Annotated in this window: 14 protein-coding genes and 1 pseudogene; 6 read left to right on the top strand and 9 right to left on the bottom strand. The window is 68.9% G+C overall.

Annotated elements, in window-relative coordinates:
- Positions 1-58: 58 nt before the first annotated feature.
- Together HOV77_RS24325 and HOV77_RS24320 are read right to left on the bottom strand one after the other, a co-directional pair.
- Positions 59-559: a universal stress protein gene (locus HOV77_RS24325; protein WP_290865426.1), complete on the bottom strand. Its 501-nt coding sequence runs from the start codon at positions 557-559 to the stop codon at positions 59-61.
- Between the two features lie 76 nt (positions 560-635).
- Complete coding sequence (locus HOV77_RS24320) at positions 636-1,301, bottom strand: hypothetical protein (RefSeq protein ID WP_290865424.1); 666 nt, start codon at positions 1,299-1,301, stop codon at positions 636-638.
- Positions 1,302-1,519: 218 nt separating this feature from the next.
- Here HOV77_RS24320 and HOV77_RS24315 point away from each other — a divergent pair, with 218 nt between their 5' ends.
- Complete coding sequence (locus HOV77_RS24315; RefSeq protein WP_290865422.1) at positions 1,520-2,620, top strand: hypothetical protein; 1,101 nt, start codon at positions 1,520-1,522, stop codon at positions 2,618-2,620.
- A gap of 87 nt (positions 2,621-2,707) precedes the next feature.
- Here the strand turns inward: HOV77_RS24315 and HOV77_RS34825 are convergent.
- Positions 2,708-3,721 (bottom strand): annotated as a pseudogene (locus HOV77_RS34825) (MFS transporter); the annotation flags it as partial.
- 70 nt (positions 3,722-3,791) lie between these two features.
- Here HOV77_RS34825 and HOV77_RS24305 point away from each other — a divergent pair.
- The 3 genes from HOV77_RS24305 (at position 3,792) to HOV77_RS24295 (ending at position 5,479) form a co-directional block, all read left to right on the top strand.
- On the top strand, positions 3,792-4,313 hold the full coding sequence (locus HOV77_RS24305; RefSeq protein WP_290865420.1) for a hypothetical protein: 522 nt from the start codon (positions 3,792-3,794) through the stop codon (positions 4,311-4,313).
- A gap of 36 nt (positions 4,314-4,349) precedes the next feature.
- On the top strand, positions 4,350-4,802 hold the full coding sequence (locus HOV77_RS24300; RefSeq protein ID WP_290865409.1) for a hypothetical protein: 453 nt from the start codon (positions 4,350-4,352) through the stop codon (positions 4,800-4,802).
- A gap of 215 nt (positions 4,803-5,017) precedes the next feature.
- Positions 5,018-5,479, top strand: coding sequence for an excalibur calcium-binding domain-containing protein (locus tag HOV77_RS24295; protein WP_290865407.1), 462 nt, complete (start codon positions 5,018-5,020; stop codon positions 5,477-5,479).
- Here the strand turns inward: HOV77_RS24295 and HOV77_RS24290 are convergent.
- Positions 5,476-5,811, bottom strand: coding sequence for a DUF952 domain-containing protein (locus tag HOV77_RS24290; RefSeq protein ID WP_290865405.1), 336 nt, complete (start codon positions 5,809-5,811; stop codon positions 5,476-5,478). The two genes, HOV77_RS24295 and HOV77_RS24290, sit on opposite strands and share 4 nt — an antisense overlap.
- A gap of 85 nt (positions 5,812-5,896) precedes the next feature.
- Between HOV77_RS24290 and HOV77_RS24285 the strand changes: the two genes are divergently transcribed.
- A complete protein-coding gene (locus HOV77_RS24285; protein WP_290865403.1) occupies positions 5,897-6,862 on the top strand; it encodes a hypothetical protein in 966 nt (321 codons plus the stop codon).
- Positions 6,863-6,872: 10 nt separating this feature from the next.
- Here the strand turns inward: HOV77_RS24285 and HOV77_RS24280 are convergent, their stop codons facing one another.
- Positions 6,873-8,642 (bottom strand): HNH endonuclease signature motif containing protein, encoded by a 1,770-nt coding sequence (locus HOV77_RS24280; protein ID WP_290865401.1) that lies wholly within the window; start codon positions 8,640-8,642, stop codon positions 6,873-6,875.
- 195 nt (positions 8,643-8,837) lie between these two features.
- Between HOV77_RS24280 and HOV77_RS24275 the strand changes: the two genes are divergently transcribed.
- Complete coding sequence (locus tag HOV77_RS24275) at positions 8,838-9,461, top strand: hypothetical protein (protein WP_290865399.1); 624 nt, start codon at positions 8,838-8,840, stop codon at positions 9,459-9,461.
- Between the two features lie 193 nt (positions 9,462-9,654).
- Here the strand turns inward: HOV77_RS24275 and HOV77_RS24270 are convergent, their stop codons facing one another.
- The 4 genes from HOV77_RS24270 to metH form a co-directional block, all read right to left on the bottom strand.
- Positions 9,655-9,906 carry a hypothetical protein gene (locus HOV77_RS24270; protein WP_290865397.1) on the bottom strand — a complete coding sequence of 84 codons (252 nt, stop codon included), beginning with the start codon at positions 9,904-9,906 and terminating at the stop codon, positions 9,655-9,657.
- A gap of 52 nt (positions 9,907-9,958) precedes the next feature.
- Positions 9,959-10,468, bottom strand: a complete 510-nt coding sequence (locus HOV77_RS24265; protein WP_290865395.1) for a GNAT family N-acetyltransferase — start codon at positions 10,466-10,468, stop codon at positions 9,959-9,961.
- 76 nt (positions 10,469-10,544) lie between these two features.
- Positions 10,545-10,805, bottom strand: a complete 261-nt coding sequence (locus HOV77_RS24260) for a hypothetical protein (protein WP_290865393.1) — start codon at positions 10,803-10,805, stop codon at positions 10,545-10,547.
- An 83-nt stretch (positions 10,806-10,888) separates the two neighbouring features.
- A complete protein-coding gene (metH, locus tag HOV77_RS24255) occupies positions 10,889-14,422 on the bottom strand; it encodes a methionine synthase (protein ID WP_290865391.1) in 3,534 nt (1,177 codons plus the stop codon).
- Positions 14,423-14,503 lie beyond the last annotated feature (81 nt).

Raw genomic sequence — 14,503 nt, 5'->3', positions numbered from 1 at the left:
AGGCCGCGCGTCAGGCCGCGAGGCCGCGCGTCGGGCCGCGCGCCCGCGCCCGCGAGCGCTAAGCCTGCAGAGACCGCGTCAGGTCGCGAGCGGTCAGCCGAGTGCACTCGGTCGCGAACCGGTCCGGCGGCACCATCAGGACCGGGCACAACGCCCGGTTCAGGCAGTATTTCGAGGTGCCGCCGCGACCGGCCAGCCGGGCCAGCCGACCTGGGCGGCCGACGCCCACCACGAGCAGATCGTCGTCGCGGTACGCGTACTCGACGAGCGCGGGGCCGGGCAGCGCTTGGACGGTCACCAGGCGGAGGTCCACGTCGCGGGGCAGCCCGCCCATCGCGGTATCGAACGCGTGCCGGATCTCCGCCTTGGCCGCCGCGTCCAGTTCGGCCTCCCACATCCGCACCGTGGGGGCGTAGTAGCCGCCCGCGGTCGGCATCCACGCGCGTACGGCGTGCAGCTCGGCAGCGCGGGTGCGCGCCTCGCCGACCGCCCGGCGCAGTGCTCGCAACCCCGACAGGGAGTCATGCACTCCCAGGATCACCCTCAGCCGCTCGGTCATGGCTCCGTCACCTTCGACATCCTCTGATATCGATGAGACCAAGTCCTGGCACCGTACGCAAGAGCGGCGCGGTGATTCATGCCCCTCCGCGTAGTTTGTCGACCAGTTCCCGGCACCCGTCGGCGGTGTCGTCGAGCGTCCAGCCCTCCTCGTCGAGCAGTTCGAGGTCGGCCAGCTGCCGGTCCAGTTCGGCCTGAATCGCCGGATGCGCCAGTTCCCAGCTCTCCAGGCGTACGCGAGGGGGTTTGCGATGAGGCCAGTCCCGGTCGGTCCCGGCCACCACGGAGGCGTAGTCGAAGCCGCGCCACCCGGCCCACATCGCGAACTCGGCGCAGCCGTGGAGGTAGCACTCGGCGGTGTAGAAGGCGGCCATCGCGGCGTGGTCGGCCGCGTCCGCCGGATCGTCATGCGGTTTCTGGTACGCCGGGCTCAGATAGAACGCGCCCACCGCCTCGGCCACCTCGGCGACGGACTGCTTGCCGTCCCGGCGGCCGCACAGCCCGGCCCAGACGACCTCCAGCACCGGGCGCCAGTTGCACACGACCGCCGCTCGTTCGCGCTCCGGCAGCTGGTGGTGCTCGTGCTGCAACCGGTCGGCCACTGCGGCGGCGAACGCCGTACGCTGCCGCCCGGCGAGGTTGGCCAGCATCGGCCGGACCGTCGCCCGGACGTCGAGGAAGTGCCGCAGGCCCAGCTCGTCCAGGTCCTCGCGGATCGCATCGTCGTGGATCGGATCCCGCACCACTCGACGGTATGCCCGATTCGTCGACCGCGCCAAAGGAACGCCGTTGCGAATCCCCTGGAAGATCGCGGGCGAATCGCCGACAATGAGGTCATGAGCGCGAGCACGCCGCGATTTACGTGCCCCCGGTTCTCCGGTGGGCCGACGTTCGCGCGCCGCGTTCGGTAACAGCCTCCCAGTCGATGGCGCGCACGTCCGCGCATCGATGGAGGAACATCATGACCACTCCGCTGGAGCGGCTGCTCGCCGTTCGCGATCTCACCGATCCCGCCGCCGGCCCGCACGCCGTGCAACTCGTGGCCGAGCGGCTCGAACAGGCCGTCGCGCAGACTTGGTGCGTACCGATCCGCCGTGATCCCGGGCCCCGCATCGTGACCGTCGCCGACAACTACGACCGCCTGCGCTACCGGCCCGACGACGTGACTCGCGATCGCCGGTACAGCCACTACGCCGATGACGGCCGAATGCTCCGCTCACACACCACCGCCCGGATTCCCGCGCTGCTGCGCGAGACCACGGCCGACGTGCTGCTCAGCGTGCCGGGCATCTGCTATCGCCGCGACGTCATCGACCGGCGTCACGTCGGGCAGCCGCACCAGCACGATCTGTGGCTGATCCGGCCCGCCGGTCCGTCGTTGACCTCGGACGATCTGACGGCCATGGTCCGCGCGGTCGTCGAGGCCGTCCTGCCCGGCCAGCCGTGGCACACGCCGCCCAGCGTCCATCCGTACACAATGGAGGGACGGGAGATCTACGTGGGCGACGTCGAGATCGGCGAGTGCGGGCTCGCGCATCCCGAAGTGCTCGCGGCGGCCGGGCTGCCCGACGCGTCCGGCCTCGCGATGGGGCTCGGTCTCGACCGGCTGACCATGCTCGCCAAGGGCATACCGGACATCCGGCTGCTGCGCGATCCGGATCCGCGGGTCGCCGGGCAGATGCTCGACCTGCTCCCCTACCGCGCCGTCTCGAACCATCCGCCCACGCGCCGCGACTTGTCGCTCGCCGTCGGCGACGAGCTCGACGCGGAGCTTTTAGGCGATCTGGTACGCACAACGCTGGGGCCGTCGTCCGATGCCGTCGAGGAGGTCTCCGTCGTCTCGTCGACCTCCTATGCCGAGCTGCCGTCGTCGGCCCGCGACCGGATGGGCATCCGCCCCGGGCAGAAGAACGTGCTGCTACGTCTGGTCCTGCGGCACCCGTCCCGCACCCTCACCGCTGCCGACGCGAACGGGTTGCGGGACCGCGTCTACGCCGCGCTCCATGCCGGGAGCGCTTACGAATGGGCGGGCGCTGCGCAACGCGTACAAGAGGAGAATTGAGGCGATGACCAGCGCGGGCCCGGTCCCGGCGACGGCGACCAGGCCCGCACCGGCCGGAATGGCCGCGGCGAGCGGCGCGAAGGTGAGCGTCGTGGCGGTGGCCGAGATCCGGCCGAGCAGCTCGTCGGGGGTGTGCCGCTGGACCGCGGTCATCGCGGCGACGACCGTCCACGGCAGACCGATGCCCGCGAGCAGCGCCCCGGCGACCACCCCGGGCAGCCAGGGCAGCCCGCGCAAGACGAGGCCGGCAGTGAACAGCGCCCCACCGAGCACGCCGAATCGGACCTCGGACAGCCGATCCAGCCCGCGGCCCGCGAGCAGACCACCCACGATCGCGCCGGCGCCCTGCAACGACGCCAGTACGCCGACGAAGCTCGCGGGCCGGCCGAGCTGGACGGTGACGACTTCAAGCTGCGCGGCGGTGACGAAGCCCGACATCGCCACCGCGGTCGCGGCGACCATGACGGTGCGCTTGACGGCATTCGGCAGTTTTGTCAGCTTCGCACGCGTCGTTCTGCTGCGCGGCGGCTCGTCGGCCCTGATCAGCGCATAGAGGACGGCCGAGACGACCAGGGCCGCCGCGCAGATCATCGCGACCGCGCCGCCGCCTTGCCAGGCGAACAGCCCCGCGCCGGCCAGCGGAGCGATGATCTTCATGCTCTCCTGAGCGCTCACTCGCCAGCCGTTCAACCGGCCGAGCTGGTCGGGCGAGACCGCGCTGGGCAGCAGGGCCGATTCGGCCGCGTCGTTGAGCACGTAGTTCACCCCGTACGCGAGCATGACGGCGTAGAGCAGCCAGAGATCTCCCCTCCCCCGCACGAGCAGCAGGCTGAACAGGCCCAGCGCGAGAACGAGGCTGGTCCAGACGAGCAACCGCCGACGCGGCACGCGATCAACGACCGCTCCCAGCAGCGGGCCGAACAGCGTCGGCAGGTAGACGCACAGCCCGGCCAGCGAGGCCAGCTCGCTCGATCCGCCGAGGGCCAACACCCACACCGTCGCCGTCAACGACATCGCCGAGCCGCCGAAGCCGGAGGCGATCGAGACTCCGACGAACAACGCTGCGTTCTTGTTCTTCGGTCTTTGCTTATTGAGTGGCACGGGCTCAAGTTATCGTTGCTCTTTGCGGTTGCCAAGGTCAACTTTCCGTTGACTGCGGTACGCTGCGCCCATGACCCGCGCGTACGACGTCGTGGTGGCCGCAGTTGCCCGGGACGACGCGTCTTCCGCCGACCAACTCGCCGCGTTGGGGCAGATCGCGGTCGCCCGCAAGGATCTCGACTCGCTCGAACGGGGGCTGATCGCGAATCTGCGCACGAGCGGCGTCTCCTGGACCCAGATCGCCGCCACCATCGGCGTCGGCTCCCGGCAGGCGGCCGAACAGCGGTACTTGCGCCTCTGCGGTTCCCTCGATCGTCAACGAACCGTTGACACCGCTGCGATCGCATCACTGCGAGCGTCGGCTCTGCGCGCGTACACGTCGTTGGTCGCCTCGCCGCCCGACGACCCGCGCGCCCGGCTCGCCGTCGCGACTCTCGAACACGCCTTGTCCGCCTCCCCCGGAGCCCTGTACGCCCTCGTCGAACAGGCACTCGGCGATCTTCGGGAGGTGGACTTCGACTCTTCCCCCTTGGCGCTGGCTCTTTCGACGGCATCCGCTCGTTCCGCGGCGTCCGCTGGCGGTCCGAAATAGGCGTATTCTGGGGATTCTTCGGCTTGGGGGGTCGTCATGGGCCTGTCGATCGCGCTGGTCACCGGCGCTTCTCTGCTCCTTGGTCCCGTCGCGGCCCCGGTCGCTGATCCATCCACCGACCCACAGGTGCGGCAGGCGATCGCCGACTGGTTCACCAAGGGCGGCGAGAAGCGGCTGACCGCGCTCCAGTCCGACTTCGAGACCATCGCGAAGGCCGCCACCGCAACAGATCTCCCAGCGGTCGAGGCGAGCTGCGGCACCTTGAAGTCCGATGTGGACGCCGCGCAGGCGTACGCCCCGCTGCCCGACGCTCAGGCCCAGAAGTCGTGGGCCGCCTCGCTCGACCTCTACGAGAAAGCCGCACTCGACTGCGTCGCCGGAGCCGACCAGGCCGACGCCCAACTGCTGCTCAAGTCGAACGACGAGATGACGCAGGGCAGCCGGCAGCTCGCCGCGGCCACCGCCCGGGTGCAGGACATCCTCCGCTGACGGGCTTCCGACTTCCTCACTCCACGGCGTACGCATCTTCGGCCGGCTCAGCCCCGTTTTCGGTGACCAGCCGCGACCGATCTCTTCGCCCGCACTGACCGAACTCCCGCTTTCTGGGGTTCTGTCGCTGAGTGCAGAGTTCCACCATGACTTATCCATCTCCGGGTGATCCGTGGAATTCGCACGATTCTTCGTCTCGCCCGTCGCCGCGCCGCGTGAGCAGCGGTACTCCGGCGCTGATCATCGGCGTGGTCGCCGCGGTGTTCGGCGGGCTCTGCGGGATCGGGCTCATTGTCTCGGCCCTGAGCGCCGACCCGGCTTCCCCGTCGGCCGCCGCCACTTCACCGGCTCCGCTGGCCTACACCGAACCGGCTTATACGCAGAGCCCGGAAGCGGTGCAGACGGCCGTCCTCGTGTCTCCCACGATTTCAGTGTCGCGCTCGCCGTCGCGGTTGCCTTCGCGCTCACCGTCGCGGTTGCCTTCTCGCTCGCCCTCACGCAAACCCGCTTGTGATCCCAACTACGCCGGTGCGTGCGTGCCAGTGGCGTCTGATGTGGACTGTGCAGGTGGTAGCGGCAACGGACCGGCCTACTTCTCGGGCACCGCTCGCGTGGTCGGCACGGACATCTACGACCTCGACCGCGACAACGATGGCATCGCCTGCGAGAAGGACTAATCCGGCAGGACGTCGTCCAGCTCGCTCGCGTCGTCCGCCTCGAATGCGCCGGTGACCGCACTGAGCGGCAACGTCCCGTAGATGTGCGGGAAGGCCTCACCCCGGCCCGGGGCCAACTCCCACTTCACCGTGCCGCCCAGGTCCTCTTCGCTGACGGCGAGCACTACTAGCGGCGTACGCGGACCGAACACACGCAGCGCGGTCGTCTGCACCTGCTCCCGTGAGGAGCAGTGAATGAAGCCGCTCTCGTGATCGAACGGAGTCCCGTCGAACTGCCCGGCCGCTTGGAATTCCGCCCACTCGGCGGGCCGCAGAAGCTTGTAGATCGCCATGCCCCACAGCATCGCAGAAGGCGGCCCCCGCAACCGCGTCCATCCTGCTATCGTCCGCTCGCTAGACGATCATGGGGGAGGACCTATGCGGCCGGAGACCGACGATGACGACCCGCTCGCTCAACTCGCCGAATGGGGGCGGGGCGCCGAGCGCCGGGCGCGTCGTGCGTACCGGCTGAAAGCCTTGGGCCGCACGGTCCGGCGAAGTGCGGGAGCAGCGCGCCGAGTCGTGATTTTCGCCGTGGTCTTGGCGATCCTCGGCACGTGCGGCGTGCTGACCTGGCGCAAGGTGATCGCAGCGCCCCGCGGACCTCGGCCGTACGCGACCGCCGCGACGCCGGACGGCATCAGCGCGACGACGGGCGCCGGCGACAGTCTGGCGAGCCCGTTCGACGGTACGCCCGCCGCCCTCTTCCCGGCCGGGCAAGCCGGCATCGTCCTGCCCTCGCCGACGGCGACCGGACCATGGACCGCAGCCGACGTACGCACAGCGCTCGACCGGGTCCGGACCGCCCTCATCGTCAGCCACCTCGACCAGCGCATCCTCGTCCAGCACGATGCCGCGCCGTTCGCGTTGCTCGCCGCCGACAGCCGCACCTGGTGGACGAAAACGCTGAAGGGCACCGACTACGGCGTGACGGTGGTACGCATCGCCACCGACGCCAAGCTGGCCCCGGTCGAACCGCGCGTCAGCGGCCGGCTCACCTACCGTGCCGCCAAACTGAACGGCCACCAGGCGCTCGAAGTCATCACCAACTACGTCTGGGTGTACGCCTTCGACGTGCCATCCGGCTGGACCGGCAGCCGCACCACGGTCGTCCACGGCGAAGAACACTGGTTCTTCATCCGGTCCAAGAACGCGCTCCTGATGTACCTCCAAGACACCGACGGTTACTGGAGCTCGATGGACTGCGCGTCAGCCAAGCAAGGTTTGACGGCACCTTGGCGCGGCGGTCCGGCCGAAGCCAAGCCGACCAGTACGCCGTTCGACGAGCCGACGGAGGCGTACTACCAGCCCGACCACAGCCTGGACATCGCCGAGAGCTGCTGAGTCCGGCGCATTACGGCGGTTCTGGCAGCGCTTCATAGGTTCGGCCGTTGGGGCTGGTCCAGTGGAAACGGCCGGGTTCGGGTTGGACGAGTTGGAAGCCGCCTTCGTGCTTGAGCCGATGGTGGTGTCGGCAGAGCACGCCGAGATTGTCGTGCTTCGTACGCCCGCCGTCGGCGTGGTCGATCGTGTGGTCGACGTCGCAGGACCGGGCCGGTGCGGTGCAGCCCGGGGCTCGGCAGGTCACGTCTCGGGCGTTGATCCAGCTGCGGAGCGCGTTGTTGGGGAAGCGCGCTGTGTCGTCGGCCTGCCCCGGTGGACTCGGCTGCTGCCCTCTCACGCTCGCCCCGGCGTTGTTCGGCCCGCTCTCGCCTGTCCCGCTCCCGCTCACCCGGCTTCCGCTGGCCCCGATCCCGTCCGCCCCGCGGTTGCCCGGCCCGCTCTCGTCGGCCCCGCTTCCGCGCGCCACGCTGCTGTCCACCCCGCTCCCGCTCGGCTCGGGTGGTACGTCATCGACCTCTCGCGCCACCGATGACGTGCGTGACGTACCACCCGAGCCAGAGTCATCCTCGAAGGTCGGCCGCGCACGAGTGGTGCCGCGGAACAGCAGCGTCCCGTCCTCGTCATGCACCCGGTACCGCCACGGCATAGCCGGTTGCGGTGCGACGACATCACCCGACGCCGCCGCAACCACCGGATCAACCCCAACGGCCTCCATCCCGCCCGCGCCTCGCGCGTCGGCGGAAGCGGCCCCCTCACCTATTCCGGCACCGTCGGCAGCAGCCGCAGCCGAAGAGCGGGCGTGGTTCGACCGGGCTGCAACAGCTGCGCCCGCCTCGGCCCGGCCGCCACCGCTGGTGGCAATCTGCGCACCGTCCCTACTCCCAGCTGGAGAGCCGACGACCGTGCTGGCGGCGGCCTGCGCACCGTCCATACTCCTAGCTGGGGAGCCGACGACGGTACTTGCGGCAGCGACTTGGCGCGCGATGTCGGCGATCACCGGCCCGTATCCGGCGAAGGTGCCCGAGGCATCGGACAGCCCGGCAAGCGTCGCCAGCGGCACCAGCAACTCCACCGCGCCCGCCCGCACGATCGGCCCTGACGCGGGCGAGATCCCGGCAAGCAGGTCGCAGAACACATCGGCCCTCAACTGGTCCAACGTCCGGGTCTCACCATCGCGCTTCATCCCCCGCGCAATGGCGTCCACCCGCTCGAACGCAGCCGCCGCCTTAGCCGGAGGCAGGAAGATCCCCGACAGGCACGCGGTCGTGTCATCGTTGTGCGACAACGACACCCGCCGCTCCTCGATCGACCGCTCATAGCGGGCCTTCGCCGCGTCAGGATCAAGATCGAGCAAGGCCTTGAGCAGCCGCGCGCGAAGCTGCGACGCCGTCCACTTCGCCGCCGGGGGCAGGAACCGATCCGCCAGATCTCGTGCCGTGTCATCACGGGCGGGCGTAAGGACATCGGAGAACACGCGCGCCCGCGCCAAACAGATCAAGCCACGCCGCAGGGCGTCCAAGACATGGGGCAGCCGACGGGTCAGATCAAGCGCCAACGCCACCTGGTTCTGCGCCACCATCCGCGGCAGACGCAACGCGAACGCCACTTCATCGGCATCGAACCCGACACCGGTCGACGTCCCGGCCACCGCCGCCATCGCTTCCAACAACCGGGCCTGGTCATGAGCGACGACGCGGGCGACCGCGCAGAGCGCATCGACTCGAGCGCCACCGTCCAAAGACGACAGATCCAGATCATCTGGAATCGCGTCTTCGAACATGTGTCCATCCTACGAATCAGCCCGACAAAAAGCAGCTCCCACCTGCACCGATAGCAGCAAGATCCGGGATATCGCGGTTATCCCGGCCAGACTGGCACACCTCGTGCCAACGGGTCCGGTCCGCTGACTGATCGGCGAAGTCGGTCTGAACGCGAGGATCTGGCCGGTGATCTCGGCCGTACTTACTCTTCCTCCGTGGACATCGACACAGGCACAGCAGTAGCAGGTGTCGCAGTTGCCGTCATCGCCACGGCGCTCGCCGTCTGGCAGGTACGCCTGGCCCGCGCCCAAACGACGGCCGGCAAGGATCAAGTCGAAGTCGCGAAGGATCAGGCGCTCGCGGCCGCCCAGGAGGCGCTGCTCGCCCGGCGTCAGATGCAGGCGGCGGCGCTTCTCGACCTCTCGGCCGAAGCACGTACGACGCAGGCACTTCTGCTGAACGCGTACGAGGTCATCGCAGCGAACGGCATCGTCGGTGGGCTGCTCGCGGGGCTGACGTTGCGCTCGCCTGGCCAACTGGAAGACACGCGGGAACGGATCGCCGCCGACCTCAATGCCGCTAACGTGCGGCTCATGTCGGGCGTCGCCAAGATCAACACACTGTTTCCCGAGCCCGACGAACTGATCCAGCAGGCCGTCGACAATCTCGTCGCGGCCCTCCGAGACGCCGACGACAAGCTGCCCGTCGCCAGCATGAAGGGCTACCGCTCGAAGAAGCAACGTCGAGCGGACGGCTTCCAGGAAGCCGCCGAGCGCATCGTCGCTTGTGCGTACGAGCTGGAACAAATCGCCGCGACCGTGACCGCGGACGTCGCCTGAAGCGCGGACCGGAGGGGATTCGAACCCCCGGTAGGACAGGCGCGTACGCCATCCGTCCCACACGCCTCGCGCCACCTGTACGCAGGCTTCGCGGCGAGCGGCGTCGCAATCGTCCAGACTCTGCCAACGATCCGGAACAACGATGACGCGTTCTTCGGTTCACCACAACGGATTTGCTTGCTAGGTCGAGCCGTCAATCATCGTTACGCACAAGAGGCGACAACACCCATGCGACCACCATGCTCGTGCCCGCCGCGACCGTGGCGAGGATGGCGACCGCAAGCGAAGCCACAAACAGGTAACCCGCGTTGCGCGCGCCGTACTGCACATCGCTCAGCGTGTTACCGACGATGATCCAGCCGACGATCCCGACGACGACGGCGAGGAGAGCGACCCATTTCGCCTGGTCCTGCACCGTCACAACGCTGTGCTTCTGCTGATCCATGCCAGGAGAGTACGAACACCGGTCCACCGCGTCGACGACGCGTCACACGTCCTCAGAGGTCCAGCAGGTACAAGCTGAACGTGACCGGTGTACCGTCGGGATGCGCATCCCGGTTGGACGAGAAGTCCCGGATGTACCTGAATCCGGCCTTCTGCGCCACGCGAACAGAAGCCGAATTCTCCGGCTCGACGCGAATCGCGGCGCGCGTCCCGATGCCGTCGGCGAGAAGGACTTCACAGACCAGCCGGACGGCCTCGACCGCGACGCCTTGGCCTCGCGCCCACGGATGAACCGCATACGACAGCGCCACGTCCTGCGGCTCGATGCCGTCGTCGAGATCGGGGTCGTAATCGACGTAGCCGCAGAGCCGCCCGGGCTTCCAGATCCCGAACCCGCGCTTGCCCGTTCCAGCGGCGGCGTTAGTCGCGAGCCATTTGAAGTACTCGATCGTCCCGTCGACGTCTCCGTAGCCGCCGGTGAGCCAACGGACGGTCAGCGCATCTTCGCCGGCGCAATGTGCTTCCGCGTCCGCTGCCGTGAGCGGCCTGAGTTCGATCGTCACCCGGCGACGGTACGCCGCGCCAGCTCGGATTATCGCCCTCGCTGCAGGCTGCGAGGCGAGACGTCCGAAGCCGTGTTTAGCGTTGCTTGTACGGCCCGAGTGCCGCCGACACCCAGGCCACCACGAGGCCGGCACCCGTCATGACCGTGGCAAAGACTGCCAGCGCGAGCGACCCCGCGACCATGACGCCGATCCCGCTCGACGGATACTTCGCGAATGCGTCATTGAGCGAGGCGGCGACAAGAACCCAGCCGACGATCGCCAGCACCAAGGAGGCTACGGCTACCCACGTCGCCTGCAATCGTGCCCAGGCAAGCTTGTGCTCTCGCTGATCCATGGCGGGAGAGTACAGGCAATGCGCATCCTGCGAGGTCCCCCAGGCTCCGCTAGTTCCGCGACAGTTCAGGCCAGGTGAAACCGTCACTTGGCGTTGTAGTAGCTCGCCTCCGGGTGGTGCACGATGATCGCGTCCGTCGCCTGCTCGGGATGCAGCTGGAACTCCTCGGACAGCTCGACCCCGATCCGACCGGCGTCCAGAAGCGACACGATCTTCGCGCGGTCTTCCAGGTCGGGGCAGGCGGGGTAGCCGAAGGCGTACCGGCAACCGCGGTAGTCGTTGCGCAGGATGCCCGCCAGGTCGGCCGGATCGTTCGAGGCGACGGTCTCCCCGGACGGGAGCATCAGCTCGGCCCGGACCCGGGCGTGCCAGTACTCGGCGAGTGCTTCGGTCAGCTGGACGGACAGACCGTGGACTTCGAGGTAGTCGCGGTACTGGTTGCCGGCGAACAGCTTGTTGGCGTACTCGCTGATCGTGTGGCCGACCGTCACGAGTTGCAGCGCCAGGACGTCGGGACCGAGGTCGCGCGGGCGGAAGAAGTCGGCCAGGCACAGGCGGCGTTCCTGGCGCTGGCGCGGGAAGGTGAACCGGGCTCGCTCGCTGTGGCCGTTCTCGTCCAGCACGATGAGGTCGTTGCCTTGCGAGTACGCCGGGAAGTACCCGTACACCACGGCGGATTCGAGCACCTGCTCGGTGGCGAAGCGCTCGAGCCAGTAGCGCAGCCGGGGGCGGCCCTCGGTCTCGACGAGCTCCTCGTAGGACGGTCCCTGGCCGGCCCGGGCGCCCCGCAGGCCCCACTGGCCGAGGAACAGGGCCCGCTCGTCCAGCATGGACGCGTAGTCGGCGACCGGGATGCCCTTGATGACCCGGGTGCCGAAGAACGGCGCCTTCGGGACGTCCACGTCGACCGCCACGTCACTGCGTACCGTGTCGTCGTCGAGAGCGGGCAGCTCGGCCGTGACGACCGCGCGGTGCTTGGCCCGGCGTTCCCGGCGGGCTGCCAGCGCGGCCTCGCGGGCCGGGTCGATGATGGCCGTCCCCGTACGCTTCGCGGTCATGACCCGGTCCATCAGCGCGAGTCCTTCGAAGGCGTCCCGGGCGTAGTGGACTTCGCCGCCGTCGAACAAGTCGCGGAGGTCGTCCTCGACGTAGGAACGGGTGAGCGCGGCTCCGCCGAGCATCACCGGCCAGCGGCTGTGCAAGCCGCGGGCGAGCATCTCGGCGAGGTTCTCCTTCATGATGACCGTGCTCTTGACCAGCAGGCCGGACATGCCGATGACGTCGGCGTCGTGCTGCTCGGCCGCGTCGAGGATGGCGTTGATCGGCTGCTTGATGCCGAGGTTGACGACCGTGTAGCCGTTGTTGGACAAGATGATGTCGACGAGGTTCTTGCCGATGTCGTGGACGTCGCCGCGCACGGTGGCCAGCACGATGGTGCCCTTGCCAGACGAGTCCGCCTTTTCCATGTGCGGTTCGAGGTACGCCACGGCGTTCTTCATGACCTCGGCGGACTGCAGCACGAACGGCAGCTGCATCTGGCCGGAGCCGAACAGGTCGCCGACCGTCTTCATGCCTTCGAGCAGGATCTCGTTGACGATGTCGAGCGCGCTGCGCGACGACAGGGCGAGGTCGAGGTCGGCTTCGAGGCCGTTGCGCTCGCCGTCGACGATGCGCCGCTGCAGGCGCTCGTCCAGCGGCAGCGCCGCCAGCTCCTCCGCGCGGGTGGCGCGGGCCGAGGCGGCGTCCACGCCTTCGAACAGCTCGATGTAGCGCTGCAACGGGTCGTACTCGACGTTGCCGTCGGCCGCGAACACCCGGCGGTCGTAGATCAGGTCCATCGCGACCTTGAGCTGCTCTTCAGGAATGCGGGCGATCGGAAGGATCTTCGAAGCGTGGACGATCGCGCTGGTCAGCCCGGCTTGCTGGCACTCGTGGAGGAAGACCGAGTTGAGCACCTGACGGGCCGCCGGGTTGAGACCGAACGACACGTTCGAGATGCCCAGCGTGAAGTTCACGCCCGGGTACAGCGACGCGATCTCCTTGATCGCCTCGATCGTCTCGATGCCGTCGCGGCGGGTCTCCTCCTGACCGGTCGCGATCGGGAAGGTGAGCGCGTCGATGAAGATGTCCGCCCGGCGCAGACCCCACCGGCCGGTCAGGTCGTCGATCAGACGCGACGCGATCCGGACCTTCCAGTCCCGCGTACGCGCCTGGCCCTCCTCGTCGATGGTCAGCGCGACGACCGCCGCGCCGTGTTCGGCGACGACCGGCATGACCCGCGCGTAGCGAGAGGTGGGGCCGTCGCCGTCCTCGAAGTTCACCGAGTTGATGATCGAGCGGCCGCCCAGCATCTCCAGACCCGCCTCGAGCACGGCCGGCTCGGTCGAGTCGAGCATGATCGGCAGCGTCGACGCGGTGGCGAACCGACCCGCCAGCTCGCGCATGTCCACCGCGCCGTCCCGGCCGACGTAGTCGACGCACAGGTCGAGCAGGTGCGAACCGTCGCGCGCCTGCTGACGGGCGATCTCGATGCACGCGTTGTAGTCGGCGTTCAGCATGGCCTCGCGGAACGCCTTGGAGCCGTTGGCGTTGGTCCGCTCCCCTACCATCAGCACGCTCGCGTCCTGCTGGAACGGCACGTGGTGGTACAGGCTCGCGAGGCCGGGCTCCGGCTGCGGGCCACGGTCGGCCGGCGCGGCACCGTGCAGTTGGTCGACCACCGCGGCGAGGTGCGCCGGGGTCGTGCCGCAGCAGCCGCCGATCAGCCGCGCGCCGTACTCGGTCACGAAGCGGCCCAGGGCCTCGGTCAGCTCGGCCGGAGTCAGCGGATAGCGCGCGCCGTCGGCGGTCAGCTCCGGCAGGCCCGCGTTCGGCATCACCGACAGCGGCACCCGCGAATGCTGCGACAGGTAGCGCAAGTGCTCGGTCATCTCGGCCGGTCCGGTCGCGCAGTTCAGCCCGATCAGGTCGATGCCCAGCGGCTCCAACGCGGTCAAGGCCGCGCCGATCTCACTGCCCAGGAGCATGGTCCCGGTGGTCTCGACGGTCACCTGGCAGACCAGCGCCACCTCGCGCCCGCTGGCGGCGATCGCCCGCTTCGCGCCGATCACGGCGGCCTTGGTCTGGAGCAGGTCCTGGCAGGTCTCCACGAGGATCGCGTCCGCGCCGCCGTCCACCAGGCCGCGCACATTCTCCTGGTACGCGTCCCGCAGTGCCGCGTACGGCACGTGGCCGAGGGTCGGCAACTTCGTGCCCGGTCCGACGGAGCCGATCACGAATCGGGGGCGGTTCGGGGTGCTGAAACCGTTCGCCACTTCCTTGGCGATCTGCGCTCCGGCCAGCGAATACTCGTAGATCCGCTCGCTGATCCCGTACTCGCCCAACGCCGCGAGGTTGGCCCCGAAGGTGTTCGTCTCGACGCAGTCCGAGCCCGCCGCGAAGTACTCCTCGTGCACCGACCGGACGATGTCGGGCCGGGTCACGTTGAGCACCTCGTTGCAGCCCTCGAACCCGGAGAAGTCGTCCAACGTCGGGTTGGCCGCCTGCAACATCGTTCCCATCGCACCGTCGGCGATGAGAATCCGATCACGAAGAGCAGCGAGGAAGGCGTTCGTCACCCGGCAAGCCTAGCTAATCGGGCCGACGGCCCCTCGGACACGGTCCGGCTCCCGGGTTGTGAGAACGCGGCCGCGTCGGTC

It is taken from the genome of Hamadaea sp., assembly GCF_013362815.1.
Classification (GTDB): domain Bacteria; phylum Actinomycetota; class Actinomycetes; order Mycobacteriales; family Micromonosporaceae; genus Hamadaea.
The sequence above is the reverse complement of the archived record's forward strand: the minus strand, read 5'-3'. Positions and strand labels throughout refer to the sequence as shown.